This window comes from Corynebacterium sp. TAE3-ERU16, assembly GCF_019209935.1.
Taxonomy (GTDB): Bacteria; Actinomycetota; Actinomycetes; order Mycobacteriales; family Mycobacteriaceae; genus Corynebacterium; species Corynebacterium antarcticum.
On the sequence record NZ_JAHUTN010000010.1, the window covers coordinates 1 to 25217 of the forward strand.

Here is a 25217-nt window from a genome sequence, read left to right on the forward strand (position 1 = left end):
CCCCCCGCGGGCGGGGCCGCGGCGGCGCGCCCCCCCCCCGCGGGGGGGGGGGGGGGGGGGGTTAAACTCGCCGTCGGGTACCCGCTGTTGTGTGTTTTCGCCAAACTATAAGACTCTCTAGGGGGGCGGCCCGGGCCCGGGGGGGGGGGGGGGGGGGCCCCCCCCCCCCGGCCCCCCCCACCACGGGTCGTGCCGGTCACCGGAAATGGTCACCAGGGGTTCCGTTCCGGATAACGTGACGGTACCCGGTAGTTCAGATATACCGGACGAACGGGTCCGGGTCGGGGACTTTTCACGGTCCGTCCCGGACACCCGGGGACACCGGGTCGGGGGTCGCGAGTGAAATCCGCCACCGGCCGGTGGGGTGTGCGGGGTGCGTTCAGTGCCCGCTGAGGAACGGGTTGTACCGGAGGCTGTTGCGTTCCAGCCGGCACTCGGTGGCGATCCTCAGGTCCGGGGCGATGGCGCCGTCGTCACGCAGGCGGTACATCGCCGCCACCATCCGGTCCCTGATCGACTGGGGGGAGATGGTGTTGAGGTAGATCTTCGTGCCGCCCTCGAAGCCCGCGAGCGTGGACACCCGCCACTTGATGACGACACGCCACGGCATCGGCATGTCCAGGTCGATGGGCTTGTGGTGCCACTCCTCGTTGCACGGGACGTCGGGGCCGGCGGCGGCGTGGCACGCGTGGATGAGATCGCTCATCGCGCGGACCTCCTCGTCGGACTGCAGCCAGGGTTCCGGTGTCGCGGACTTCGAGTAGATCTCCAGGGTCGGGTAGCGGTGTCCGATACCGGCGAAGCAGATCGCGTGGTCGTTCTCCGCGATGGTGAGGTTGTGGTAGCCGGCGTAGTCCACCGCCAGCTCGTTGTACATGTTCGGGTTGGCGCGCAGTTGCGCGATCTCCGTGTCGGCCTGCACGCCACGCTCGTCGATGGCGACGAGCTGCTTGTGCAGATGGTCGAAGGAGGCGCCCGCGGGCTTGAGCCAGTTCTGGAACACGGCCACGTACGGCGTGTAGCGGTTGCGGTTGTAGAGGTCGGCCGCCGCGGCGATCGTGAACCGGATGAGTGCTGCGTGCTCGTCCGGGGTGAGCGTGCCCGAGGACGCGAGCTGGCCCGTGTCCGTGGCCCCCGGCGCGAAGTGGTTGCGGGCGATGATGATGTCGTGCCCGCCGGCGAAGAACCCACCCGCGCGCTCCAGGAGATCGGACTCGGTGAGGTCCGCGACCTCGTCGGCGCCGAGCACCCCGGACGCCCGGAGCCTGGTCTCGACGGTCCGGCGCACGTGTTCCCGCCCCTCGGTGTCCGCGATGTAGGCGGCCATGCGGGCGGATGTGGCGGAATCCATGATGAATCCGTAGTTCGCCCGCCAGTAGTCGTAGGAGACGATCTCGAAGAGATTGGGGACCCGGCGGAACTCCGCGGTGGTGTCGTGCAGCTGGTGGGGGAGCAGCCCCGTGACGATCTCCCACCCATCGCCGTCACCGGCGGTGTGGTCCGCGTGTGTACCCCCGGTACGCACCATGCGTGCCTTCTCCGGGGGAGTCAGCAGCAGGTTGCCGGGGCAGAAGGCACAGTGGTGGTCGGTGTCGATCTCCGAGAGGGGGGTCGTGGCGGCGGCGGGAACCGACAGGGGTCGGTTTCCACGTCCGGGGACCGTCCACACCTCCGTGCCGGTGAACGGGTTGACCTGCTTGATCGTCCCGTCCGCCATTGTCGTGAGCGGCGTCTGTCGGGTGGGAAAATAGGGGCTCATAATTCTCCAGAATATTCGCTAGTGTGGCGGCATGCCCACGATAGTTTTTGACTGCCTGGTTCCCGACACGGATGCGGACGGTCTGTCCGAGCGCTTCAGTCGCGCGACCGATGAGCTCGTCGAGGCCGGTGAGATCGAGGCCGCGAGCGTCGTCCTCGACCCTTCACCGCGTGTTGACCCGGATCTGGAGGCGGAGCTCCGGAGGATCTACCGTGTGGAACATGCGGACCTCGACATGGCCGATGCCTCGGTCTGTCGCTACCGGATCCAGCTGGACGGGGTCCGCGGGTCGGTGAATCAGCTGGCGATGACCCTGTCCCGGCTGCTGACACCGCCCGCCGTTCTGCCGCGGGACCGCGTGCTGCTGGAACAGGAGGCGCTGTACGAGCGGCCCGCCACCTACCCCTGGTCGGTCCGGGTCGCCAGGTAGCGTTCCGCCAGCTGGCGACCCGCCTCCCGCAACCGGGTCTCGGTCCGGTGCGGATCCTCGACGCCGTCCCGCGGGCCGAGTTCGATGCCGATCACTCCCTCGGGCAGGTCGGTACGGATCTCTCCGGCGACGACCGCGGCCGGGGTCCCGGTCCGGCCCGCGATGTCGAGGACCGTTCCCACGACCTTGCCGGTGAAGCTCTGTCCGTCGACCCGTCCCTCGCCGGTGACGACGAGATCGGCGTCGGCGGAGAAGCCGGGTAGCCCCACGGCGTCTGCGACGGTCCGCGCCCCCGGGCGCAGGCGCACGCGCGGTTCACCGCCGGTGACGACGGAGCTCAACCAGTGCAGGCCCACGGGGATTCCTCCGGCGGCACCGTAACCGGGGGTTCCCGGGTCGATGCCGGCGAAGTCGCAGAAATGGTGGAGGCCGGCGTCGAGCCGTCCGATCAGTTCGGGGTCCGCGCCCTTCTGCGGACCGAACACCGCGGCGGCTCCCTCTGGGCCGGTGACCGGTGCGGTGACGTCGGCGAGGAGGGTCCACTCGACGGCGGCGGCCCGCACATTCAGCTGTGCGGTGTCGATGTCCGCCAGCTCCGCGAGGTGCTCACCCCCCTGGGGCAGTGCCCGCCCCGCGGCGTCGAGGGGCTGTGCACCGAGGGCGATGAGGATCCCCGTCCCACCGTCCACGGTCGCGGATCCACCGAGCCCCAGGACTATGTGCACCGCACCGCGGGAGACCGCGTCCGCTATGAGCACGCCCGTCCCGAAGGTGTCACCCGTGCCGGGCACCGGGGTGTCCGCGACCGCCGGGAGCCCGGAGGCTGCCGCGACGTCGATGTAGGCCTGCGGGACCCCGGTCCCTCCGCCGGTGGCGTCGAAGACGTAGGAGGCCTCCGTGAGGCGTCCGGCGGCGGTGACCGTCGGGAGTACGCACACCTCGCCACTGAAGCAGGAGGCCGTACCCTCACCGCCGTCGGCCATCGGCACGAGGATGATCTCCCCGTCAGGACAGATCTCGGTGAATCCGGCACCGATCCACTCCGCGGCCTGGGCTCCGGTGGCGGTGCCCTTGAAGGAATCGGGGGCCAGGACCACGGTCGGCCCCGGGGTGGTGCCGGTCGGTGTGTTCGGTTCGGTCACGGGGTTCTCCACCTGTTCGGGTCTGTCCGGTCCGGCGTCACGGACGCTACTGTGGGGGTCATGGAATTCAGCTGGATCGCATCCGGTTCACGGATGGTCGCCGCGGTACTGCTCGCCGGTGTGGTCAGTTTAACGGGCGGGGGAGTCGGTGCGGCCGGGGTGCCCGACCCTCCGGTGGAGGGCAACGGGACGACCGGGCCCCGGAACACGGACCTGGCCGCGGCGAGGTCCGTGGAACGGGCGCTGGGGTATCCGCCCCTGGTCCCGGAGGGGGTCAATGATCCGGGGTGCCGGGTCTCCCCGGGGCGGGAGCAGGCGGTGGTGCTCGTCCACGGCACGGATTCGACGCTCTACGCGGACTACTCACTTCTCGGTGCCGAACTGGCCGATGAAGGTTGGTGCGTCTACGGGCTGGACTACGGACGTGGTCCCGGACGTGATGACGGGTTCGGGTGGCGCCCGATCACCGAATCGGCGGCCGAGCTTGATGCCACGGTCACCGCGGCGCTCCGGTCCTCCGGTGCGCGGAAGGTCTCCCTGATCGGTTTCTCCCAGGGGGCGACCGTCGCACGGTACTGGACGAACGTCATCGACGGCGGGGAACATACAGCGACCTGGATCGGCCTGGCTTCCCCCACCCGGGGAGGTGGACCGGACGGACTGACCCGCGTGCTCCCCCTGATCCCGCAGCCGTTCCGGGACGCGGTGCTGTCCCCGGCGCTGCAGGACCTGCTCGTCGGGTCGCCGTTCCTGACGGAGCTCAACGCGGCTGGGGAGACGGTCCCCGGTCCCGCCTACGTGACCGTGTCCACCCGTTTCGACGAGATGATGTGGCGCGAAGACCTGCAGGCGATACGGGGTGACCGGACCCGGAACATCGTGCTGCAGGATCTCTGTCCGGCGAACCTCGGTGGGCACATGTTCATGCCCTACAACCCCACCGTGGTGGCCCTCGTCAAATACCTGTTGGTCGATTGGCAGGCCGGGGGTGGGGAGGGGGAGGTTTCCTGCGTTCCGGTGCCTCTCGGGGCAACGATCCTGCCCATCGCGGTGGAGTCGAATCTCGGAAAACTGCAGGGTATGCCACATAATCGGGAGGGTGTGATCTATGGCACACAATTTTGAGTTGCGCGACAGGTATTGCCAGTCAAGACTGGAGTAAACCCCGTCGCAGCACCGCGACCCACGGGGTCCCGGACATCCCCGTCCCGCCGCACGGCGAAACGGGGAACCGGTCTCGGGACGGCGCAGTCCGTCCCCTGTCGTAACCGGGTCGCGGAGACAAGGAATATAGCCACATGAACGTTGACGAACAGGTTTCCCAGTACTACAACACGGTGCTCAACCGAAACCCCGGTGAGGCTGAGTTCCACCAGGCCGTCGCCGAGGTCCTCGACTCCCTGAAGATCATCCTGGAGAAGGATCCGCACTACGCGGCGGAGGGCCTCATCGAGCGTCTCTGCGAGCCCGAGCGTCAGCTCATCTTCCGTGTGCCGTGGACCGATGACCAGGGCAAGGTTCGCGTCAACCGCGGCTTCCGCGTCCAGTTCAACTCGGCGCTCGGCCCGTACAAGGGCGGCCTTCGGTTCCACCCGTCGGTCAACGTCGGCATCATCAAGTTCCTCGGCTTCGAGCAGATCTTCAAGAACTCCCTCACCGGTCTCCCCATCGGTGGCGGCAAGGGCGGCTCCGACTTCGACCCCAAGGGCAAGTCCGACGCCGAGATCATGCGCTTCTGCCAGTCCTTCATGACTGAGCTGCACCGCCACATCGGCGAGTACCGCGACGTCCCCGCCGGTGACATCGGGGTCGGTGGCCGCGAGATCGGCTACCTCTTCGGTCAGTACCGTCGTCTCGCCAACCAGCACGAGTCCGGTGTCCTCACCGGCAAGGGCCTGACCTGGGGCGGCTCCCTCGTCCGCACCGAGGCCACCGGCTACGGTCTGGTGTACTTCACCAAGGAGATGCTCGCCGCCCACGGTGAGTCCTTCGAGGGCAAGAAGGTCATCGTCTCCGGTTCCGGAAACGTCGCCATCTACGCCATCGAGAAGGCCCAGGAGCTCGGCGCGACCGTCATCGCGTTCTCCGACTCCTCCGGCTGGGTCGAGACCCCCAACGGTGTCGACGTCGCCAAGCTGAAGGACGTCAAGGAGGTCCGCCGCGAGCGCATCTCCGCGTACGTCGACGAGGTTGAGGGCACGACCCTGCACACCGACGGTTCCATCTGGGATCTCCCGTGCGACGTGGCCCTGCCCTGCGCCACCCAGAATGAGCTGGACGGCGAGCACGCCGCCAAGCTCGCCGACAACGGCTGCAGGTTCGTCGCCGAGGGCGCCAACATGCCCTCCACCGCGGACGCCGTCGAGGTCTACCGCGAGCGCGGTGTCCACTTCGGCCCCGGTAAGGCCGCCAACGCCGGTGGTGTCGCCACCTCCGCTCTGGAGATGCAGCAGAACGCCTGCCGCGACTCCTGGACCTTCGAGTACACCGACAAGCGTCTGCACGAGATCATGAGCAACATCTTCCGTCTCTGCGACGAGACCGCCCGCGAGTACGGCCACGAGGGTGACTACGTCATCGGCGCCAACATCGCCGGCTTCAAGAAGGTCGCCGACGCGATGATCGCCCAGGGCGTCATCTAGTCCGACCCCCGGGGATCACATCCGTGATCACCGCGACGACCCCGTTCACCGGCCCGCCAGTCATGGCGGGAATCCGGGAACGGGGTCGTTTCACGTCCGTGGGTGGACGGGCTGCAGGAACCGTACTGTGTCCTCACTCCCCGGCGTCGATTGTTGGGTACCGTATGTGGCATGTACCGCGTATTTGAATCCCTTGACGAGCTCAACGCCACCGTGGAGCAGGCCTACGGCGTGCCGATGTCCTCGAACTGCCTCGTGCCCCGGACGGAGATGCTCCGGCTCCTCGATGACCTCCGCGAGGCCCTGCCGCAGGAGGTCGATGACGCCCAGGACGTCCTGGACAAGCGGGATGACCTCATCCGCGGTGCCGAGGAGCAGGCGGAGTACCTGGTCACCGAGGCGGAGAACGAGGCCTCCGCACTGGTGTCCACGGCACGCACGGACGCCGACGCCATGGTCGCCGACGCGGAGAACCACGCCAACCTCCTCGTCGCCCGCGCGGAGGAGGAGGCCGAGCGTCTCGTGACTGATGCGCGGCGTGAGGCGGAGGCGACGGTCGACCGCGCCAACGCCGAGGCGGAACGTCTCGTGGCCAAGGGTAACGAGACCTACCAGCGCAGCGTCGACGAGGGGCTCGCGGAGCAGCACCGGCTGGTCAGCGAGTCCGAGGTCGTCCGTAGGGCGAACGAGGAGGCCCACCGGATCGTCGACTCCGCCCACGCCGACTCCAACCGGCTGCGCGGCGAATGCGACGCCTTCGTCGACTCGAAGCTCGCCGAGTTCGAGGAATCACTGTCCGCGACGCTGCGGAGCGTGTCCAAGGATCGCGCCGCGCTGCGCCGCGGAGCCGGTGCCGCCGGCCGCGGTGAGCGTCCCGAGCACCGGGACCGGCCCGAGCGCCCCGAACGCGGCACCCGCTACTCCGCCCGCGGCTACGAGGAGTAGCTCCGGCCCGGTTCCCCGCGGGTTCCGGCGATCTGGGCGGTTGTCCGCCCAGAGGGTAGGCTGTGGGACGTCATGAACTCACCATTTGTATTTGATGTCGCAGCACTGCTGCGCTCCTCGGCCACCCCGACACAGTGCACCCAGACCGGCCCGAGTCCGTTACGGATAGGGCTACCCCTGGTCGCCATCGCCGAAGGCGCCGACGTCACCGTCGACGCCTTCCTCTCACCCCTCGGTGACGCCGTCCTCGTCGACGCCACGGTCACCGCACCACTCACCGGCGAATGCGCCCGCTGTCTCCGCCCCCTGGACGTCGAGCACTCCTTCCACGTGAACGAGGTGTTCGCGGCCTCCGACGACTTCGTCAGGGGCGATTCCGCGGACGATGACGCGGAGGAGAACCCGCCGCGCATCGAGGGAACGGAACTCGACATCCAGCAGGCGCTCACCGATGTGGTCGGGCTGAACCTGCCCTTCTCACCGACCTGCGACTACTTCGGCATCGGCGAATGCGACTCCGAGCGCACCCCGGAACCCGACGGGGTGTCGGGGAGGGACGAGAAGAACCTCCCGGATCCCCGCTGGGCCGGTCTGGAGAAGTTCCTGTGACCTCCAGAAAACGTCTCACCGGTGTGGAGGCGCTCCAGAGATCCTTCGCCGCCGTCGACCACACGCCCCTGCTGGCGAGCTTCGGTGTCGACCTCCCGGAGGAGCTGCTGCGGCTCGCACTGACGCACAGGTCCTTCGCCAACGAGAACGGGCACCTGCCCAACAATGAGCGCCTCGAGTTCCTCGGTGACTCGGTCCTGGGCCTCTCCGTCGCGGCCAGGCTCTACCAGCTGCATCCGACGCGTTCGGAGAGTGACATCTCCAAGATGCGCGCCTCCATCGTGAGCCGGTACGGACTCGCCGAGGTCGCCCGCGACATCGGCCTCGGTCGGTTCATCCTCCTCGGCAAGGGGGAACGGGCCAGCGGGGGTGACGACAAGGACTCGATCCTCGCCGACACGACCGAGGCACTGCTGGGCGCGATCTACCTCGAGCACGGGTTCGAGGTCGCCCGCTCCGTGGTGCTCCGGCTGTTCTCCCACCTCATCGAGACGGCCGCCGCGACGGGCATGCACAACGACTGGAAGACCTCCCTGCAGGAACGCCTCGCGGAGCGGAAACTGCCCATGGCGGAGTACTCCGTCACCTCCGAGGGCCCGGACCACGACCGTCAGTTCACCGCGCGGATCACCGTCGCAGGCAGGGATCTCGGTGCCGGACACGGGTCGAGCAAGAAGACCGCCGAGCAGGACGCCGCGGCGATCGCGTACGCGCGGCTGCGCGACGAGCTCGACTTCGGGCCCGATTCGCCCGAGACCGTCGCCCGGGAGGCGGCGTCCGGCCGGAAGCATTCCTGAGCACCGTCCATGCCTGAGTTACCCGAGGTGGAGACGGTCCGGTCAGGACTGGCCCGCCTGGTCACCGACTGCCGGGTCAGTCGGGCCGAGGTGTGCCACCCGCGCGCGGCGCGGAACAATCCCGGCGGCGCGGCCGAGGTGTCGGCGGCGCTCACCGGGCGCACCGTCGCCTCCGTCGAACGCCGGGGCAAGTTCCTCTGGCTGGTCCTCGAACCTGGAGAGACCGCGCTTCTGGTGCATCTCGGCATGAGTGGACAGATGCTGATCAAGGATCCCGGTGCGGGAACCGACGATCCGAACCGGAGACATCTGCGGGCCCGCGCCGTCCTCGATGACGGGCGGGAGGTCTGGTTCGTCGATCAGCGGACCTTCGGATACTGGTCCACCGGGCCCCTGGTGTGCGGGCGACCGGCCACGCCCGGTACGGCACCACGGAAAGTGCCGCTCCGGGTCGCCCACATCGCCCCCGACCTGCTCGAACCTGATCTCGACTTCGGTGCCGTGGCGCGAACCCTGAAAGCCCGGGACACCGAGATCAAACGGCTGCTGCTCGCCCAGGATATCGTCTCCGGGATCGGCAACATCTACGCCGACGAGATGCTGTGGCGGGCCCGGGTCCATCCCCGACAGCGTGCCTCACGAATGTCGGTGACGCGGATCGGCGACCTGTTGGGCGCCGGAGTCGGCGTCATGCGTGACGCGCTGGCCCAGGGCGGAACCTCGTTCGATGCGTTGTACGTGAACGTGAACGGCGATTCAGGCTATTTTGATCGTTCGCTCAACGTCTACGGGCAAGCGGGAAGAGCGTGTGTGCGCTGCGGGTTCACGATCCGGCGCGAGCACTTCATGAACCGTTCCAGCCACTTCTGCGGCAACTGCCAACGCAGATACTGACTTTTTCCCCAGTTTTGGGTTAACGTTTCTCCGCATGGAACAACTTCAGAACTTCATCGGCAAGTTCAACGACTTCTACTGGCAATTCGTGCTCGTCCTGCTCATCGGGGCGGGGCTCTACTTCTGCTGGACCACCCTCGTGGTCCAGATCCGGTTCATCCCGGACATGTTCCGCTCGATCGTGGAGCGGACACCCGTCGAAAAGGGCAGGAAGAACATCTCCGCCTTCAAGGCGTTCACCGTCTCGGCCGCCTCCCGGGTCGGTACCGGAAACGTCGCGGGCGTCGCGATCGCCATCGCGATGGGCGGCCCCGGTGCGGTGTTCTGGATGTGGACGCTCGCCGTCGTCGGCGGGGCGACCTCGTTCGTCGAGTCGACGCTGGCGCAGGTGTACAAGGTGCGGGACAGGGACTCCTTCCGGGGTGGCCCCGCCTACTACATCACGAGGGCCCTCGGATGGCGCTGGCTGGCGGTCATCTTCGCCGTGCTCATCACCCTGACCTACGGCTTCGTGTTCAACGCCGTGCAGTCCAACTCCATCGCCGACTCGATGACCACGTCCTTCGAGGCATCGAATCCGGTGGTCGTCAAGATCATCGTCGGTGCCGTTCTCGCGCTGGTCACCGCGGCCGTCATCTTCGGTGGGATCCAGCGCATCGGCGCTGTCACCCAGATCATCGTCCCCGTCATGGCGGTCGCCTACATCATCGTCGGCATCATCGTCGTGGTCATCCACATCGGGCAGGTCCCCGGAATGGTCGCCAACATCTGGGCGGAGGCCTTCGGATTCCGGTCGGTGACCGGTGCCGCGATCGGTACCGTCATCATGAACGGCGTCCGCAGGGGCCTGTTCTCCAACGAAGCCGGTATGGGTTCGGTGCCGAACGCAGCGGCCACCGCGACGGTCTCGCACCCGGCGAAGCAGGGGCTGATCCAGACCCTGGGCGTCTACTTCGACACCATCGTCGTCTGTTCCGTCACCGCGTTCATCATCCTGCTGTCGAAGCCCGACTACGACGACACGCGTGGCGGCATGGAGCTCACGCAGAATGCCCTCGCCGACAGCGTCGGTACCTGGGGCATCCACTTCCTCACCGTGATCATCATCTTCCTCGCGTTCTCCTCCGTGATCGGCAACTACTACTACGGGGAGACGAACATCGAGTTCCTCACCGGGTCGAAGACCGTGCTCAACGGTTTCCGGGCTCTCGTGGTCCTCTGCGTGTTCGGTGGCGCACTCGGATCCGTCCCGCTCGTGTGGGCGCTCGCGGACACGTTCTCCGGGCTGATGGCCACCGCCAACCTCATCGCCATCATCCCGCTCGGCGGTGTCGCCGTGGCACTTCTCAGGCACTTCTCGGAGCAGCGGGCGAAGGGCCTCAACCCCGTGTTCCACCGCGATGACCTTCCGCGGCTCCGTGGCTGGGAGAACATGGAGTGCTGGGACGGCACCGACGCGGTCCTCCAGCGCGACGAGCGCTACGACGAGGTCTCCCGCCGTGTGAGGTAGGCGCAGCGATCTCCCCCGGAGGGGCACCGTCCCGTACGTCGGGCGGTGCCCCTCTCCGCGTCCCGCCGCCCGGTACAGTGATCCGCAGGACAGATCTTCACCACGATGATGGTCACGGAGGACGGAAACGATGGGTGCAGGGGATCGGACGAGGCTGACGGCGTGGGTTCACGGGCATGTCCAGGGGGTGGGGTTCCGCTGGTGGACCCGCTGCCAGGCGAAGGAGCTCGGGCTGGCCGGTTCCGCGAGCAACTATCCGGACGGGCGCGTGCTCGTCATCGCGGAGGGGGAGGAACAGGCGTGCGTCGCCCTCCTCGGTCGGCTCGCCGAGCAGCCCAGCACCACCCGACGCCCCGGCCGGGTCGACAAGGTGATCGACCAGTGGTCCGAACCCCGGGGAGAATCGGGATTCACCGAACGATGAGTCGGCTGACGGTGTCACTCACGCTCGCCGCGGTTGCGGCAGCCGCAGCTGCGCTCTGCGGATGCTCGCCGCGCGCCGACGACACCGCTCCTTCCGGCCCCGCCCCCTCGACCGGTCCGGTCGCCGACCTCCCGGCTGAAGACGACGACCCGGGAACCGGTGTGGTGCCCCTCGCGGAGTACCTCGTGGACACCCCGTCCGACGGGATGCACGACGAGCACGCCGCCCGCATCGAGGACCATGCGGTCCTCGACCAGCGGACCATCCGGATCGCCGGGATGACCGGGACCACGCGCTGCTTCGGGGTCCGACCCGTCGTGCAGGAGACCGGGACCGAGGTCCGGCTCGCGCTCGTCGCCGGAACCCTCCCGGGAACGGACGGCCCGTGCACCCTGGAGGCGCGGTTGGCCGCCGTCGACGCCACTCTCGCCCATGATCTGGGGGACCGGAGGATCGTGCTCCTCGACGAGCTGGAACCGGGGGAACTCACCCGAAACCGCTGACCGGGGCCGGTGTTACTATTTTCCGGTGCATCTGAAATCGCTGACGCTCAAGGGATTCAAGTCCTTCGCGTCTGCGACGACCCTGAAATTCGAACCCGGCATCTGCGCCGTCGTCGGCCCGAACGGATCCGGTAAGTCCAACGTCGTCGATGCGCTGGCGTGGGTGATGGGGGAGCAGGGCGCGAAGACCCTGCGCGGCGGGAAGATGGAGGACGTCATCTTCGCCGGCGCCGGCGACCGCAAACCGCTGGGCCGCGCCGAGGTCACCCTCACCATCGACAACGCCGACGGTGCCCTCGACATCGACTACTCCGAGGTCTCGGTCACCAGGCGGATGTTCCGCGACGGCGCGAGCGAGTACGAGATCAACGGGACGAGAGCCCGACTGATGGACATCCAGGAGCTGCTGTCCGACTCCGGTATCGGCCGCGAGATGCACGTCATCGTCGGGCAGGGGCGCCTCGCCCAGATCCTCGAGGCGAGGCCCGAGGAGCGGCGCGCCTTCATCGAGGAGGCGGCCGGCGTGCTCAAACACCGGCGACGCAAGGAGAAGGCCCACCGCAAGCTCGTCGGCATGCAGGCCAACCTCGACCGGCTCACCGACCTCACCGGCGAACTCAAACGTCAGCTGAAGCCACTGGCCAGGCAGGCGGAGGCCGCGAAGCGCGCGGCGACGGTGCAGGCCGAACTGCGGGACGCCCGCCTCCGGCTCGCCGGTGACCAGCTGGTGCGGCTGCGCGCCGACGCCGAGGACGCGGAGGCGAAGGCGGAGCTGCTCGCGGCCCGGGTCCGCGACGTCACCGAACAACTGGAGGAGGACACCGGCAGGCAGCTCGAACTCGAGGAGGAACTCGCCCGGATCACGCCCGAGGTCGAGGCCGCCCAGAACCTGTGGTTCACCCTGTCCGCACTGGCCGAACGCGTCTCCGCGACGGTGCGTATCGCCGCCGATCGCGCCGCGAACCAGGTCTCCGACATCCGATACTCCGGACCCGACCCCGATGACCTGGCCCGCCGCGCCGAGCGCGCCGACGAGGAACTCGCCGGTCTCGAGGAGGCCGTGGAGATGGCGGCCGAGCGCCTCGAGTCCATCCGGGAGGAGGTCGAGGAGCGCGAACAGACCGCCCGCGAACTCGAACGCGAACACCTCGCCCAGATGCGCGCCATCGCCGACCGGCGGGAGGGCGTGGTCAGGCTCCTCGCCGCCGAGGAATCCCAGCGCAGCCGGATCGAGGCCGCCGACGCCGACATCGAACGGCTCACCGAGCAGCTCGAGGAGACCCTCGGGAGGGCGGACGCCGCCCGCGCGGAGGCCGAGGCCATCGCCTCCCGGATCGAGAGCTCGTCGACCGACCGCGAACCACTGGAACAGGCGCACACCAGGGCATCCGCCGAGGCACAGGCCGCCGAGGCGAGACTCGACCAGCTGCGCGACGCCGAACGCGCCCTGGAACGCCGGGTGTCGTCCCTGACCTCGCGGATCGACACCCTCGAATCCACCGTGCCCACCGTCGACGCAGCCGAGATACTCGGGGACGGCTTCGCACCTCTGGCCACCCTCATCCGCCCGGAACCGGGAACGGAGAAGGCCGTCGCCGCGGCCCTCGGCCCCGTGGCGGAGGCCGTCGCCGGCGACATCGACGACTCCGTCCTCGGGGAACTCGACGGCGCCGACATCCCCCGCACCACACTCATCGACACGACCGGTGCCGGGAGCGGGGACTGGCGCCTCGACACCGATCTGCCGGCCGGATGCACCTGGCTCCTCGACCACCTGGACCTCGACCCGGGCGTGCGCACCGCCGTCGTGAGGCTCCTGGTCGACGTCGTCCTCGCCGACGACGACACCGCGGCCCGGAAGGCCGTCGGCGACGACCCCAGGCTGAAGGCCGTCACCCGCGCCGGCACACTGCGCGGCCACGGGTGGCTGACCCTCGGACAGGGGGTCGGAACCGCCGTGGAGATCACCGCGCAGATCGACGCCGCCCGCGGGGAACTCGCCACCGCGGAGGCGGAACTCTCCGAGCTCGCAGGCACCCTCTCCGGCGCCGCGACCGCGGCCGAGGAGGCGCGGGTCGACGCCGCGGCGGCGAAGGCCGCGCTCCGTGAGCACGACCGCGACCTCGAGACCCTCAACCGGGATGCGACCCGATTGGCCAGGAGCCACGAAGCGGCGCGCGCCGAACACCAGCGCATGGCCTCGCGCGTCACCGCAGCGGAACTCCGCCGGAACGAACTGGCCGGACAGCTCGAGGAGACCCTCGACCGCCTGACCCGCGTCGAGGACACCGATGAACCCGACGAGCCCTCCACCGCGGCCCGGGACGAGGCCGCCTCCGCGCTCGCACAGGTCAAGGCCATGGAGGTCGAGGCCCGCCTCGCACTGCGGACGGCCGAGGAACGCGCCGGGCAGCTGCGGGGGAGAGGCGACGCGCTGCGCCGTCAGGCCGAGCACGAACGGCAGGCCAAGGCCCGGCACGAGAGGGCGATGGCCGCCCGTCGGGCGGCGGCCGAACTCGCGGCCGCCGTGGAACGCGGTGCCCGGGAGGTCGCGGACCGCACCGCGGACGCCACCGCTCGGGCCGCGGCCCGGCGGGACGAACTCAACACGGCCCGGGCCAACGTCACAACACGGCTCGCCCGTGCCAAGGATGCGGTGAACGCCGCACGGATGGAACTCAACCGGCTGACCGACACGGCACACGCCTCCGACATCGCCCGCAGCCAGGCACAGGTGCGCATCGAACAGGCCGAGGAACAGATCACCGGGCAGCTGGGTCTGACGGTGGAGGTCATCCTCGCCGACTACACCCCGGGCGAGGACTTCGACCGCGCCGCGGAGAAGAAGCGCCTCAAGCGCGCGGAGAAGGATCTCGCCTCCCTCGGCAAGGTCAACCCGCTCGCCCTCGAGGAGTTCAAGGCCCTGGAGGAGCGCTACGAGTACCTCGCCACGCAGCTGGCCGACGTGGAGCAGGCCCGACGGGATCTCACCGGGGTCATCGAGGAGGTCGACGCGAAGATCCTCCAGCTGTTCACCGACGCCTGGCGCGATGTCGAGGACGAGTTCCCCCGCGTGTTCTCCACCCTGTTCCCGGGCGGGGAGGGGAGGCTGGTGCTCACCGACCCGGACGACATGCTCACCACCGGCATCGAGGTCGAGGCCCGGCCGCCCGGAAAGCGCGTCAAGCGGCTGTCGCTGCTCTCCGGCGGGGAGAAGTCCCTCACCGCACTCGCCATGCTGGTGGCGATCTTCCGGGCGCGCCCCAGCCCGTTCTACGTCATGGACGAGGTCGAGGCCGCCCTCGACGACGTCAACCTGCGTCGCCTGATCAACCTGTTCGAGGAACTCCGCGAGTCCAGTCAGCTCATCGTCATCACCCACCAGAAACCGACGATGGACGTCGCCAACGTGCTCTACGGCGTGACCATGCGCGGCGACGGTGTCACCCGCGTGATCAGCCAGCGGATGTCGCCCGCCACCCGTGCGCGGGACGACACCGATGAGACCTGACCGACCCCAGGTTGGGCATCGAACCTGCTGCTCAGGGGTGTGGACCATGGGTTTCAATGGTGTCCGCACGTGCGGCGGACGGGGGCGCTAGAATCGAACAGTCTGCTCGGCAGACCAACCCATCCACCGGCACACTCCAAGGGGCACACACGACGTCATGAGCGGCAGCGTCAATCCGATCGCGGACCTGAACGACCCCCTCCTCGGCTGGGCATCCCAGACCGAACTGAAACTCGCACAGGTCCTCGCCGACCGGGACCGGGTCACCGGAACGGGGCTGAAATCCGATGACATCGAGTGCATCGAACGCTTCTACGGGACGTTCCTCTCCCGCCAGATGGCGGCCGGTGCGACGATCACCGGTCTCGTCGACGTCACCCCGACCGTCGCCGTGGTCACCCTCGTCGCGCGCGCCGCGAGGATGACCGACCGCTCCAGCTTCTTCGACGAGTACCTGCACGGCCTCGGTCTGGCCCCCACGGACGGCCTCACCGCAGAACTCGCCGGGGTCACCGTCGATCTCGTCCGCCGGGTCGGGCTCCGGATCCCGGACGGTCTCGGGGACCCGGTGCTGCTGCTCGCGACCCACGCCGGCGTCACCGGCAACGAGGTGCCCGGTCTGCTCGAACTCCTCGACGCGCTCGATGATTCCGGGCGGGAACTCACCGGTCCGGACACGGTGTCGATGCTCGCCGACGGCAGCTACGCGGAGAATCTCCCCGCAGACGACGAGGACGATGATCCGGAGACCCCGCTGCCGGTCACCGCAGACGTCGCCGCGGCGGCCCCGGAGATCCTCGCCGATGCCATAGCCGGTGTCATCGAACTCAGGGAACTCACCCGCACCGATCCCCGCGGTTGGCGCGCGGCCCTCGCCGGAAAGGACAATCGCGGAAAGGTGACGCTGCCGGTGCTTCTGCGCGGTGCGGTCGCCGCTGAACTGCGGGAACGCCCCGTCGGAACCGCGGGCCGGGGCTCCGCCGTCGGCGTCGCGACCCGGGAACACACCCCGCGCATCATCTTCGACGCCCACCGCGGCAAGGTGTGCCTCCGGCTGCCCGAACAGGCGCTGCCCGAGGGCCAGGACGCCGAGGTCCAGTGGCGTGTGTCCGTCGAGGGCACCACCCGGATCTACCGCACCGGCCGGAGCTGGGGAGAGACCGGCGGATTCTCCGAGCTGCTCGACCTCCACGTCGAACGCCAGCTCCGGGAGATCACCGTCGCCGACATCACGAACGACGCCACCTGGGTCGTCCCGGTCGTCGACTCCGACGATCCGGTCCTGGTGTTCTCCGTCAAGGGACAGAACCTCACCGACCTCGCGTCCCTGCACCACCCCGAGCTGATCGTCGTCACTCCGGACGACTCCCGCCTCGTCGACGTGGTCACCGGCGAGGACATCCCCGTCGTCTCCTCCCGCGCCGTCGACGGCTGGGCCGGGTGGACCGCCCGCCGCGTCGACTCCTCGCAGGCCGCATCCCTCCAGGTCCTGCGCCCGGGTCAGACCCCGTCACCGATGCACAACGTCCGCTGTGTCGACCCCCGGCAGCGCGTCATGTTCCGCGACCCCGGGGACCCCGTCGCGGATCTCCGCAGCCTCGGCGGACTGCCCATCCACTCCGCCTCACTGCTGGCCGAGTTCCCGCCGACGGTCTCCGGAGCCGAGGAGACCTGGTGGCTGTCCATCTCCGCGTACGCCGGAACCGGGCACGCCGGCGACGAGGTCGCCCCCGCCGAACCGCTCATCATCCCCGCCGAGGGTGGGGTCTTCGACATCTTCGACCCCGAGCTCTACGACGCGCCGTGGGTGGGGGAGTACCTCGTGCGCCTCCGCGGTCCCCGCAACGAGTCCTTCCGCCACGAGTACGCCATCGTCGAGGGACTCGACGCCACCACCGACATCCACGGTGCCTGCCGGTCCGTCCGGATCCCCGCCACCGGCGGACTCAGCGAGGCGAGCTGCACCATCCGGCCCGGGGACAAGCCCTTCACCGCGCAGCCGCGCACCATCCACGTCGCCCCGGACGAGGCCGGCGGTGACGTCGTCATCACCACCGACGAAGGCGACGCGATGCCGCTGCGGTTCACCCCGCCCCGGCTCACCTTCGAGGTACCCCTGACCACCCAGCCCCCGATGTGGCGGACCACCCGGCTCGTCTGCGGTCCCCGCCAGTTCGACGCCGGCGGCGTACTCCGCATCCGTGCCACCGGGGAACTCGGGGACCCGAAGGTCACCGTCCGCAACCATCACGGCGCGCCACTGCGCACCGTACGGCTCACCGCCGAGGACGGGATCACCTACACCGCGCCCATGACCCAGCTCGCCGCGTCCACCGCCGTCCTGCCCGGCGGGCGGATGGAGTTCGAGTGGACCGACCCCCGCAGCGACCGTCGGGTGTCGGTGAACCTCGCGCTCATCGACCCCGCACCCCACGCCACCGGCGTCACGGTGGAGGACGGACACCTCGTGTTCGAGGGCCTCGCCCGGGACCGTGCCCTGGGCGCGTGGGTGTGGCCCGCCGCGGCGCCCTGGGTGTTCGCCCGCACGATCCCCGTCGCCGGCAAGCGCACCGAGCTCCCCGCCGATTTCGTCGGCGCCGGTGAACTCACCGTCCAGCTCCACTCCGCGGACCCGTTCTCGGTGCTGCGCGCACCGATCGTGCCCGGCGCCACCGCGCTCACCGCGCCCCAACCCGGCCACTACACCGGCAGCAGTGGGCCGCTGAACGAACTTTCCGCATTCCTCTCCGGTGATTCCGAGACCGCGCCCACCGACGCCTCCGTCATGCCGGTGCTCTGGGACTTCCTCGCCGGATTCACCCCGGACACGGGCGTGACCACCGATCCGGACAGTGAAGCCGCGGTCGGCGCGGTCCAGCTCCGAAAAGCGGTCAGCACCGCGCTCGCCGCGAACCCGGCGGCCGCGCTCGCCGGGCTGTCGGCATCCCTCGTCCCCGGCGAAGCGCAGCCCGGGAAGGTCGTCGTCTCCGGGCTCGTCCACGGGCCGTTCGCCGCACTCGCCGTTGATCCCGGTGCAGACGACGGTGACGCGGGGGAGCACGGCACCGCACCCGTGCCCGACCCGCGGGACGCCGCCGTCGCGATCCACCGCACCGCGTGGATCGGCACCCTGGAACTCCTGGCGCAGCTCCCCGCCGTCCACGCCGCCGTCGAGGCGGGCGAACCCCGCACCCGGCTCCGTGCGCTGCTCGACCGGCTCGAGGACGTCGCCGGAAAGCGGCTCGTGGAGACCCTGTCCACCGGCCGCGACGCCACCCTCGACACCGCGTGCATCGACCGGTCCACCGTCCAGATCGCCCAGATGGACGAGGCGCAGCAGGAATCACTGCTCAAGATGTTCTTCGCCCAGGCCGAGATCGTCCCCGGCCCCATCATGGACGACAGTGCCCGACTCCTCGCCGTGTTCGAGACGTTCAACAAGCGCCACGATCTCAACGACCTGCTCGCCGACCGCGAGATGGTGACCTCCGCCGCGGCGCTGATGAAGGCGATGCGCGGCGCGAACAGGCGCCTCTACTCCTCGGCCCGGGTCCGCTTCGACAAGCTCGAGGGCGTGGACACCGACTCCGGTGCGAACACCTGGGCACTCGCCCCCGTCGTGTCCCTCGTCTTCGCGCTCGCCGCCCGGATGCACGCCCACGGGCTGATGGGCAAATCCAAGCTGCTCACCGCGGCGACCCCCGGATGGAGCCGCCTCGCCGACCTCACCCCGGACCTCGTCACCGGAGACCTCATCGCCGCCGAGGCGATGGTCCTCGCCGTCACGAACCCCGGGATCGGGGACTAGGGGCAGGGAACACGGACCCCGCGGAACCGGGCATCCGGCTTCGCGGGGTGCGCACGGAGATGTGCCAGAGTTGCCGGCCCGGGTGTCCCGGTGCGCCCGGACGGCGTGGGGAACCATCCGCCGCCGGAATCACGGTGATCTCCGTGAGATGAGCGAGGCCCCGGGAGCGCACGCCTCCCGGATGTGAAACCATGTACGCATGGACAACCTGCAGAACGTGATGGATCAGTTCGCCACGAACCCGACCTACCAGATCATCGCCGGCATCGTGCTGGTGTCGCTCATCGTCGTACTGCTCATCGTCTGGGGCCTGAAGCGCAAGAAGGCCAAGACGATCAGCTTCGGTGAGGACACGGAGGTCGAGGAGCCGAAGGAGCTCACCCAGGCCGAGAAATCCGGCAACTACACCGCACAGGGAGGATTCAACTTCGCCCCCGCCGTCAAGGACAAGAAGGCTGAGCCGGAGCCGGTTCAGCGTGATGGCGCCGTGGCACCGGAGAAGCCCGCCGGGGAGCAGGCGGCGGCTGACCAGACACGGCGGGAGCCCGCCACCGGGGACCGGGTGAATCAGACACCTCAGGCCGGGGAACCTGCACCTCAGGTCAGCCCCATACCGGCTCCGGCGCCCGTAGCGAAACCAGAACCCGGATCGAAGCCCGCGCCCGAACCCGGGCCGGAGGTCGCACCGGAACAGAACGTCGACGAACCGCAGCGCACACCGGCTCCGCCCGCCGGTGCCGAGTCTGTCTCCGACGCCCACCCCGTGCAACAGCACGCCGTCGCTCCGGAGACCCCGGCACAGACCCCTCAGCACGGCGAGTCCGTGACCCCGATCCCGGCACCGGTGGAGCCGGAACCCGTGGATGAGAAGGACGACGTCGAGCAGGCTGTCTCCCACGACGAGCCGGAGGCTGTCACCCCGGAGGACACGACCCCGCAACCCGACCGGACCGGTTCCGCCGCGACCGCACCCGAAGGTGCCGCGGACACCACCGCCGAGCCGTCCGACGCTGAACCGGCAGCCCCGATCTTCCGGGATCTGGCCGACGACACCGATGTCGTCGACGCCGACACCTACGCAGCCGAGGACGAGAAGGCCGACGTCACGGAGGAACCGGAGAGCGTCGAGGAAGCCACCGACGATGATCCGCGCGTGATCGAGGCCGCGGAGGCCGCCGAGTCCGCACAGGCCGCCGCCGAGGCCGCCGAGGCCGCGCGCGCCGAGACGCCCGCCCCCGCGGAACCCGCGCAGTCGGAGTCCGTGGACGCCGCCACGCAGCGCAACATCGACGAGATCGCCCCCGCGGAGGGGCGGCTGGGCAAACTGCGCGGCAAGCTGTCGCGGTCGCAGAACGTCATCGGTCAGGGCGTGCTCGGCATCCTCACCGCCGGTGACCTGGACGAGGACGCGTGGGAGGAGATCGAGGACACGCTGCTCATGGCTGACCTCGGCACCCCGACCACGATGCGGGTCGTCGACCAGCTCCGCGACAAGATCGCCGCGCGCGGCGTGTCCAGCGAGGCGGAGGCCCGCGCTATGCTGCGCGAGACCCTCATCGAGGCCTGCAAGCCAGAACTGGACCGCTCGATCCGCGCGATGCCCGCCGACGGAAAACCCGCCGTGGTTCTCGTCGTCGGCGTCAACGGCACGGGCAAGACCACCACGACCGGCAAGCTCGCCCGCGTGCTCGTGGCGATGGGCCACAACGTGCTGCTCGGAGCCGCGGACACCTTCCGTGCCGCAGCAGCGGACCAGCTCGAGACCTGGGGGCGCCGGGTCGGTGCACGCACGGTGCGCGGCAAGGAAGGTGCGGACCCGGCATCCGTCGCCTTCGACGCCGTCGCCCGTGGCGTCGACGAGGGCGTCGACGTGGTGCTCATCGACACCGCCGGCCGCCTGCACACCTCCACCGGCCTGATGGACCAGCTCGGCAAGGTCAAGCGCGTCGTGGAGAAGAAGACCCACGTCGACGAGGTCCTGCTCGTGCTGGACGCGACGGTCGGACAGAACGGCCTGACCCAGGCCCGGATCTTCCGCGACGTCGTCGACATCACCGGTGTGGTGCTGACGAAGCTGGACGGAACCGCCAAGGGTGGCATCGTGTTCCAGGTCCAGGAGGAGCTCGGCGTTCCGGTCAAGCTCGTCGGACTCGGTGAGGGCGCGGACCATCTGGCGCCGTTCGAGCCGGAGAGCTTCGTCGACGCCCTGCTCGGCTGACCACCGCTGCTTCAGACGAACGAGAACCGCCCCGGGACAGTCCCGGGGCGGTTCTCGTTGTTCAAGGTGGCCGCCGGTGGTGGCGGAGGTGCCTGCTCCCAGGGCGTGTCTCCTACTGAAGGGTCCTGCGAATCCTCGCGAGACCCTTCACATCTCGTGACTCCTGAAGCGAAAAGAGACTCTCCCCTCACTCTTGAAGATCGGCCCCTGAATAAGGTGATTGCCCGAGCACTCAGCGTCGTCCGTATATGTCAAGTCCATCAGCTCGAGCCGCAATGCTCCTGGAAATCACCGGCCCTGCCAGCATCAGACCCACCGCCACGACCTCCAACCACTCCACCGGCATCCACACAGGTGCCACAGACACTGCAGAAAAATCCGGAAACACCCCGGTTCGGGTTTCGCCCCACAACACTCCCATGGGGAAGGCACCGGGACGCATGATCCCCGCGCTCACCCACAGGACAACCCCCGCGGCCAAAGCAGCCCACGCCACAGCTTGACCATGACGAGCTTTCCGCGCGAGCTGACCCGCGACAAAGACAACACCCGCCAGCACAACCGGGACGATGACCTGGACAGCAACCGGTCCGACACCAAACACCAGAGGCACACTCGCACTCAAGTTGGTCGGTGCATCCACAGCGAGCACAGCAACAGCGACGCCGACAACCACCGCAGAAGCACTACACGCCAGCAGAGCGGGGATAACGCGTTGGCGCGCCCACACTCCCCAGAGGATGCCGATACATGCAGCATTGGCCACACCATAAAACATCCGGTATTCGTGGGTACCCGCATAATTGCGCTGATTCCGCTCGAATCCGAAGCTGGCCGCCCACCTGACATGAGCCACCGCAATCACTGTGGCGGCTATCCACGCAACCGCGCCGACGATGACTCGCGCACGTCGCGGCATCCGCCAGGACAGCTCGTGTGTCCATGGGGCGATGATGCCGGCGACTGCCAAGCCACCAGCTGCAGACAAGCCGTATCTTCTGACAACGGTGTGATCCTGCATCGGCGGTGCACCCCACCAGCCTGCGGGTAGTTGCAGGTCTGTCGGCAGTGAATGGGTGAGCGCCATGTGAATGCCGACGATCCCCACAGGCCCCACCAGGTTCAGACGCGCATACATCGGCAACTCTTTGGGATGAGAGGGGTGCCGGACGCATTTTCTGGTCAGATGCGTTTTCCATGAGTTCTTCCCTCCTGGAGAGTGGCACGATCGCCGCGCGAAGGCGCCGGGGCAGCAGACCCCCGGTCTTCGACGCCGACCTCCACAAGGGACGAAACATCGTCGAGCGGTCCTCTGCACCGGTCAAACAACGGAGAGGTCCGGACACCCGCTACGACAGGAATGCCATCATCTAACGCGGCGCCGTCATCCTCTGCGCCACACTGACCCGGCTACGCCGAACGGGAGACACGCCCTAGCCGAGGAGCTTGAGGAAGGCGCCCATCCACGGGCCGTTGTCGTTCCAGGCCCGTGCGGTGACGAGGTTCCCGGAGGTGACGTCGGCGGCGTCGACGTAGGTGGCGCCGGCGTCGGTGACATCGGGTTCACACATGCCGAATGCCGCGCACTCGCGGCCGTCGAGGACGCCGGCACGCGCGAGGATGAGGGGGCCGTGGCAGGTCGCGGCGACCGGCTTGTCGGCGTCGAAGAACGCGCGGACGATGTTCAGGACGTTTTCGTTGAGCCGGAGGTACTCGGGCGCGCGACCGCCGGGGATGATGAGTCCGGCGTACTCGGCGGGGTCGACGTCGTCGATGGCGACGTCGGCCGGCCACATGTGGCCGAGCTTCTCGGTGTACGTGTCGAAGTCGTCGGCGAAGTCGTGGACGACGAGCTGGATCTTGCGGTCCGTGCTCTGGGCCGCGATGACCGGGGTGTATCCGGCTTCGCGGAGCCGTTCGTAGGGGTAGAGGACCTCGAGGGTCTCTCCGCCGTCGCCGGTGATGATCAGGATCTTCTCGCTCATGGGGTAACCCTCCCGGGGCTGGTTGTGGGGGTCGGGGCCGGGTACCCGGCCCGATGAGCCTCAACGTAGCAGCGCGGGGGAGCGGATGTGTCGGGTTCCGCATTCTCGGAGGTCGCGCATCGGGTGGAGAGGGGGACGGGGGTAAAACCTGTCCAGTTATAGAAAACTAAACCTGTCGGACTATAGTTAGAGCTGTGGTGAAGGGGAAATCATCTTCCCCGTCACACGTGGAGGGTCCCGAAAACCGATGGGGCCCGCGTACGACCAGGAGGCCCACCGTGACCCCAGACATGACAATGGCAGCATCAGGGAACGCCTCGTGGATCCTCATCTCCGCATCCCTCGTCCTGCTCATGACACCGGCGCTGTCGTTGTTCTACGGCGGCATGTCGAGTCAGAAATCCGTGCTCAACATGATGATGATGTCCTTCGGCGCACTTGCCGTGGTCACCGTCATCTACATTCTCGTCGGCTGGTCGATGTCCTACGGCACCCACTCCTTCGGTGGATTCGTGGCCGATCCGTTCGAGTTCTTCGGACTACGGGACTCGATCGTGAACCCGGACGGCACCTATGTCGTCGGCGCGGCCGGCTACGCCAACGTGATCGACATCGGGTTCCAGCTCACCTTCGCGGTCATCTCCTGCGCCCTGATCTCCGGCGCACTCGCGGACCGGGTGAAGTTCAACTCCTGGCTGATCTTCATCGGGGTGTGGGTCACCCTGGCCTACTTCCCGCTCGCACACATGGTGTGGGGCGGGGGACTGCTCAGCCACCATGACGGCAGCATCTCCGCCCGGATCTTCGGCACCGTCGTCGAGGAGGGCGAGCGGATCGCCCGGATCGCCCCGATCGACTTCGCCGGCGGCACCGTCGTGCACATCTCCGCAGGCACCGCGGCCCTGGTCCTCGCCGTCATCGTCGGACACCGGCGCACCTTCCTCAAGAGCGTCCAGCGTCCGCACAACCTGCCGATGGTCATGCTCGGCGCCGGGCTGCTCTGGTTCGGCTGGTGCGGATTCAACGGCGGTTCCGCCTTCGCCGCCAATGGAATCGCAGGTCTGGCCTGGCTCAACACCACGGCCGCCGCGGCAGCCGGCATCGGTGGCTGGCTCATCGTCGAGCGCATCCGGGACGGCCGCGCCACCTCCCTCGGCGCCGCCTCCGGTGTCGTCGCGGGTCTGGTCGCCATCACCCCGGCCGCAGGCGCCCTGACCCCGGTCACCTCCCTGATCCTGGGGGCGGTCGGCGGTGGACTCGCAGCACTGGGTGTCGGACTCAAGTACCGCTTCCGATTCGACGACTCCCTCGACGTCGTCGGCGTCCACCTCGTCGCCGGGCTGTGGGGCACCGTGGGGGTCGGGCTGCTCGCCACGGACACCGGATGGTTCACCGGCGGCGGCTGGGCCGGATTCCAGCTCTTCGTCATCCAGATCCTCGTCGCCGTTGTCGCGATGCTGCTCTCCGGGGTGGTCACCGCGGTGATCGCGTTCGCGATCAGGGCCACCATCGGGTGGCGGATCGACCCGGAGGCCGAGCACAACGGCATCGACTTCGCTCTGCACGGGGAATCGGCCTATGAGCAGGCCGGTGGCGCGATCCGCTGATCCGCCGAACCCGAATGTCCCGGGCGGTAGAGTGGCCGGGAGAACCCGCTCCCGGTCCCTCCACATGCTCCCCAGCGATCCCCAGGAGAAACAGATGAAACTCGTCACCGCCATCGTCAAGCCCTTCACACTCAACGACATCAAGCAGGCCCTCGAGCAGATCGGTGTGCACGGCATGACCGTCACCGAGACCCAGGGCTTCGGTCAGCAGAAGGGGCACACGGAGGTCTACCGCGGAGCGGAGTACGCCGTCGACTTCGTCCCGAAGATCCGCATCGAGATCGTCACCACCGACGATCGCGCCGAGGAGGCCGTCACCGCGCTCGTCGACGCCGCCAGGACGGGCAAGATCGGCGACGGGAAGGTCTGGGTCACCACCGTCGACGAGATCATCCGCGTCCGCACCGGCGAACGCGGAACCGACGCGGTCTAG

The 25217-nt window shown here is 68.7% G+C and carries 20 protein-coding genes; 16 read left to right on the top strand and 4 right to left on the bottom strand.

Going from position 1 to position 25217, the window contains the following annotated elements:
* Window positions 1-379 precede the first annotated feature (379 nt).
* Window positions 380-1759, bottom strand: a complete 1380-nt coding sequence (locus KRX55_RS10070) for a DUF4921 family protein (protein WP_218407608.1) — start codon at window positions 1757-1759, stop codon at window positions 380-382.
* 31 nt (window positions 1760-1790) lie between these two features.
* Here KRX55_RS10070 and KRX55_RS10075 point away from each other — a divergent pair, with 31 nt between their 5' ends.
* Entirely contained in the window at window positions 1791-2189 is a 399-nt protein-coding gene (locus tag KRX55_RS10075) for a hypothetical protein (protein WP_218407609.1), read from the top strand.
* On the opposite strand, the gene KRX55_RS10080 is transcribed toward KRX55_RS10075, so the two are convergent.
* A complete protein-coding gene (locus KRX55_RS10080) occupies window positions 2159-3331 on the bottom strand; it encodes a glycerate kinase (RefSeq protein ID WP_218407610.1) in 1173 nt (390 codons plus the stop codon). The two genes, KRX55_RS10075 and KRX55_RS10080, sit on opposite strands and share 31 nt — an antisense overlap.
* 60 nt (window positions 3332-3391) lie before the next feature.
* Between KRX55_RS10080 and KRX55_RS10085 the strand changes: the two genes are divergently transcribed.
* The 12 genes from KRX55_RS10085 (at window position 3392) to ftsY (ending at window position 21192) form a co-directional block, all read left to right on the top strand.
* On the top strand, window positions 3392-4456 hold the full coding sequence (locus tag KRX55_RS10085) for an esterase/lipase family protein (protein ID WP_218407611.1): 1065 nt from the start codon (window positions 3392-3394) through the stop codon (window positions 4454-4456).
* Between the two features lie 173 nt (window positions 4457-4629).
* Entirely contained in the window at window positions 4630-5973 is a 1344-nt protein-coding gene (gdhA, locus tag KRX55_RS10090) for an NADP-specific glutamate dehydrogenase (RefSeq protein ID WP_218407612.1), read from the top strand.
* A 171-nt stretch (window positions 5974-6144) separates the two neighbouring features.
* Entirely contained in the window at window positions 6145-6918 is a 774-nt protein-coding gene (locus KRX55_RS10095; RefSeq protein WP_218407613.1) for a DivIVA domain-containing protein, read from the top strand.
* Between the two features lie 72 nt (window positions 6919-6990).
* Window positions 6991-7527, top strand: a complete 537-nt coding sequence (locus KRX55_RS10100; RefSeq protein ID WP_218407614.1) for a YceD family protein — start codon at window positions 6991-6993, stop codon at window positions 7525-7527.
* Window positions 7524-8324 carry a ribonuclease III gene (rnc, locus tag KRX55_RS10105; RefSeq protein ID WP_370625824.1) on the top strand — a complete coding sequence of 267 codons (801 nt, stop codon included), beginning with the start codon at window positions 7524-7526 and terminating at the stop codon, window positions 8322-8324. Before KRX55_RS10100 ends, rnc begins: the two co-directional genes overlap by 4 nt.
* A 9-nt stretch (window positions 8325-8333) precedes the next feature.
* Window positions 8334-9218: a bifunctional DNA-formamidopyrimidine glycosylase/DNA-(apurinic or apyrimidinic site) lyase gene (gene mutM / locus KRX55_RS10110; RefSeq protein WP_218407616.1), complete on the top strand. Its 885-nt coding sequence runs from the start codon at window positions 8334-8336 to the stop codon at window positions 9216-9218.
* 34 nt (window positions 9219-9252) lie between these two features.
* Window positions 9253-10728 (top strand): alanine/glycine:cation symporter family protein, encoded by a 1476-nt coding sequence (locus KRX55_RS10115; RefSeq protein WP_218407617.1) that lies wholly within the window; start codon window positions 9253-9255, stop codon window positions 10726-10728.
* Between the two features lie 130 nt (window positions 10729-10858).
* Window positions 10859-11152 carry an acylphosphatase gene (locus KRX55_RS10120; protein WP_218407618.1) on the top strand — a complete coding sequence of 98 codons (294 nt, stop codon included), beginning with the start codon at window positions 10859-10861 and terminating at the stop codon, window positions 11150-11152.
* Entirely contained in the window at window positions 11149-11655 is a 507-nt protein-coding gene (locus KRX55_RS10125) for a hypothetical protein (protein WP_218407619.1), read from the top strand. Before KRX55_RS10120 ends, KRX55_RS10125 begins: the two co-directional genes overlap by 4 nt.
* Window positions 11656-11680: 25 nt before the next feature.
* Window positions 11681-15166, top strand: coding sequence for a chromosome segregation protein SMC (smc, locus tag KRX55_RS10130; RefSeq protein WP_218407620.1), 3486 nt, complete (start codon window positions 11681-11683; stop codon window positions 15164-15166).
* Between the two features lie 157 nt (window positions 15167-15323).
* Entirely contained in the window at window positions 15324-18974 is a 3651-nt protein-coding gene (locus KRX55_RS10135) for a hypothetical protein (RefSeq protein ID WP_218407621.1), read from the top strand.
* Between the two features lie 199 nt (window positions 18975-19173).
* Window positions 19174-21192 carry a signal recognition particle-docking protein FtsY gene (gene ftsY / locus KRX55_RS10140; protein WP_255567762.1) on the top strand — a complete coding sequence of 673 codons (2019 nt, stop codon included), beginning with the start codon at window positions 19174-19176 and terminating at the stop codon, window positions 21190-21192.
* A 232-nt stretch (window positions 21193-21424) separates the two neighbouring features.
* Here the strand turns inward: ftsY and KRX55_RS10145 are convergent, their stop codons facing one another.
* On the bottom strand, window positions 21425-22330 hold the full coding sequence (locus KRX55_RS10145) for a hypothetical protein (protein ID WP_218407622.1): 906 nt from the start codon (window positions 22328-22330) through the stop codon (window positions 21425-21427).
* 59 nt (window positions 22331-22389) lie between these two features.
* Between KRX55_RS10145 and KRX55_RS10150 the strand changes: the two genes are divergently transcribed.
* Window positions 22390-22566, top strand: coding sequence for a transposase (locus KRX55_RS10150; protein ID WP_218407623.1), 177 nt, complete (start codon window positions 22390-22392; stop codon window positions 22564-22566).
* A 59-nt stretch (window positions 22567-22625) separates the two neighbouring features.
* On the opposite strand, the gene KRX55_RS10155 is transcribed toward KRX55_RS10150, so the two are convergent.
* Window positions 22626-23177 (bottom strand): DJ-1/PfpI family protein, encoded by a 552-nt coding sequence (locus KRX55_RS10155; RefSeq protein ID WP_218407624.1) that lies wholly within the window; start codon window positions 23175-23177, stop codon window positions 22626-22628.
* Between the two features lie 278 nt (window positions 23178-23455).
* Here KRX55_RS10155 and KRX55_RS10160 point away from each other — a divergent pair, with 278 nt between their 5' ends.
* Together KRX55_RS10160 and KRX55_RS10165 are read left to right on the top strand one after the other, a co-directional pair.
* Window positions 23456-24784, top strand: coding sequence for an ammonium transporter (locus tag KRX55_RS10160; protein WP_370625825.1), 1329 nt, complete (start codon window positions 23456-23458; stop codon window positions 24782-24784).
* 94 nt (window positions 24785-24878) lie between these two features.
* The gene (locus KRX55_RS10165) at window positions 24879-25217 is read left to right on the top strand and encodes a P-II family nitrogen regulator (RefSeq protein ID WP_218407625.1); all 339 of its coding nucleotides are present in this window, start codon (window positions 24879-24881) and stop codon (window positions 25215-25217) included.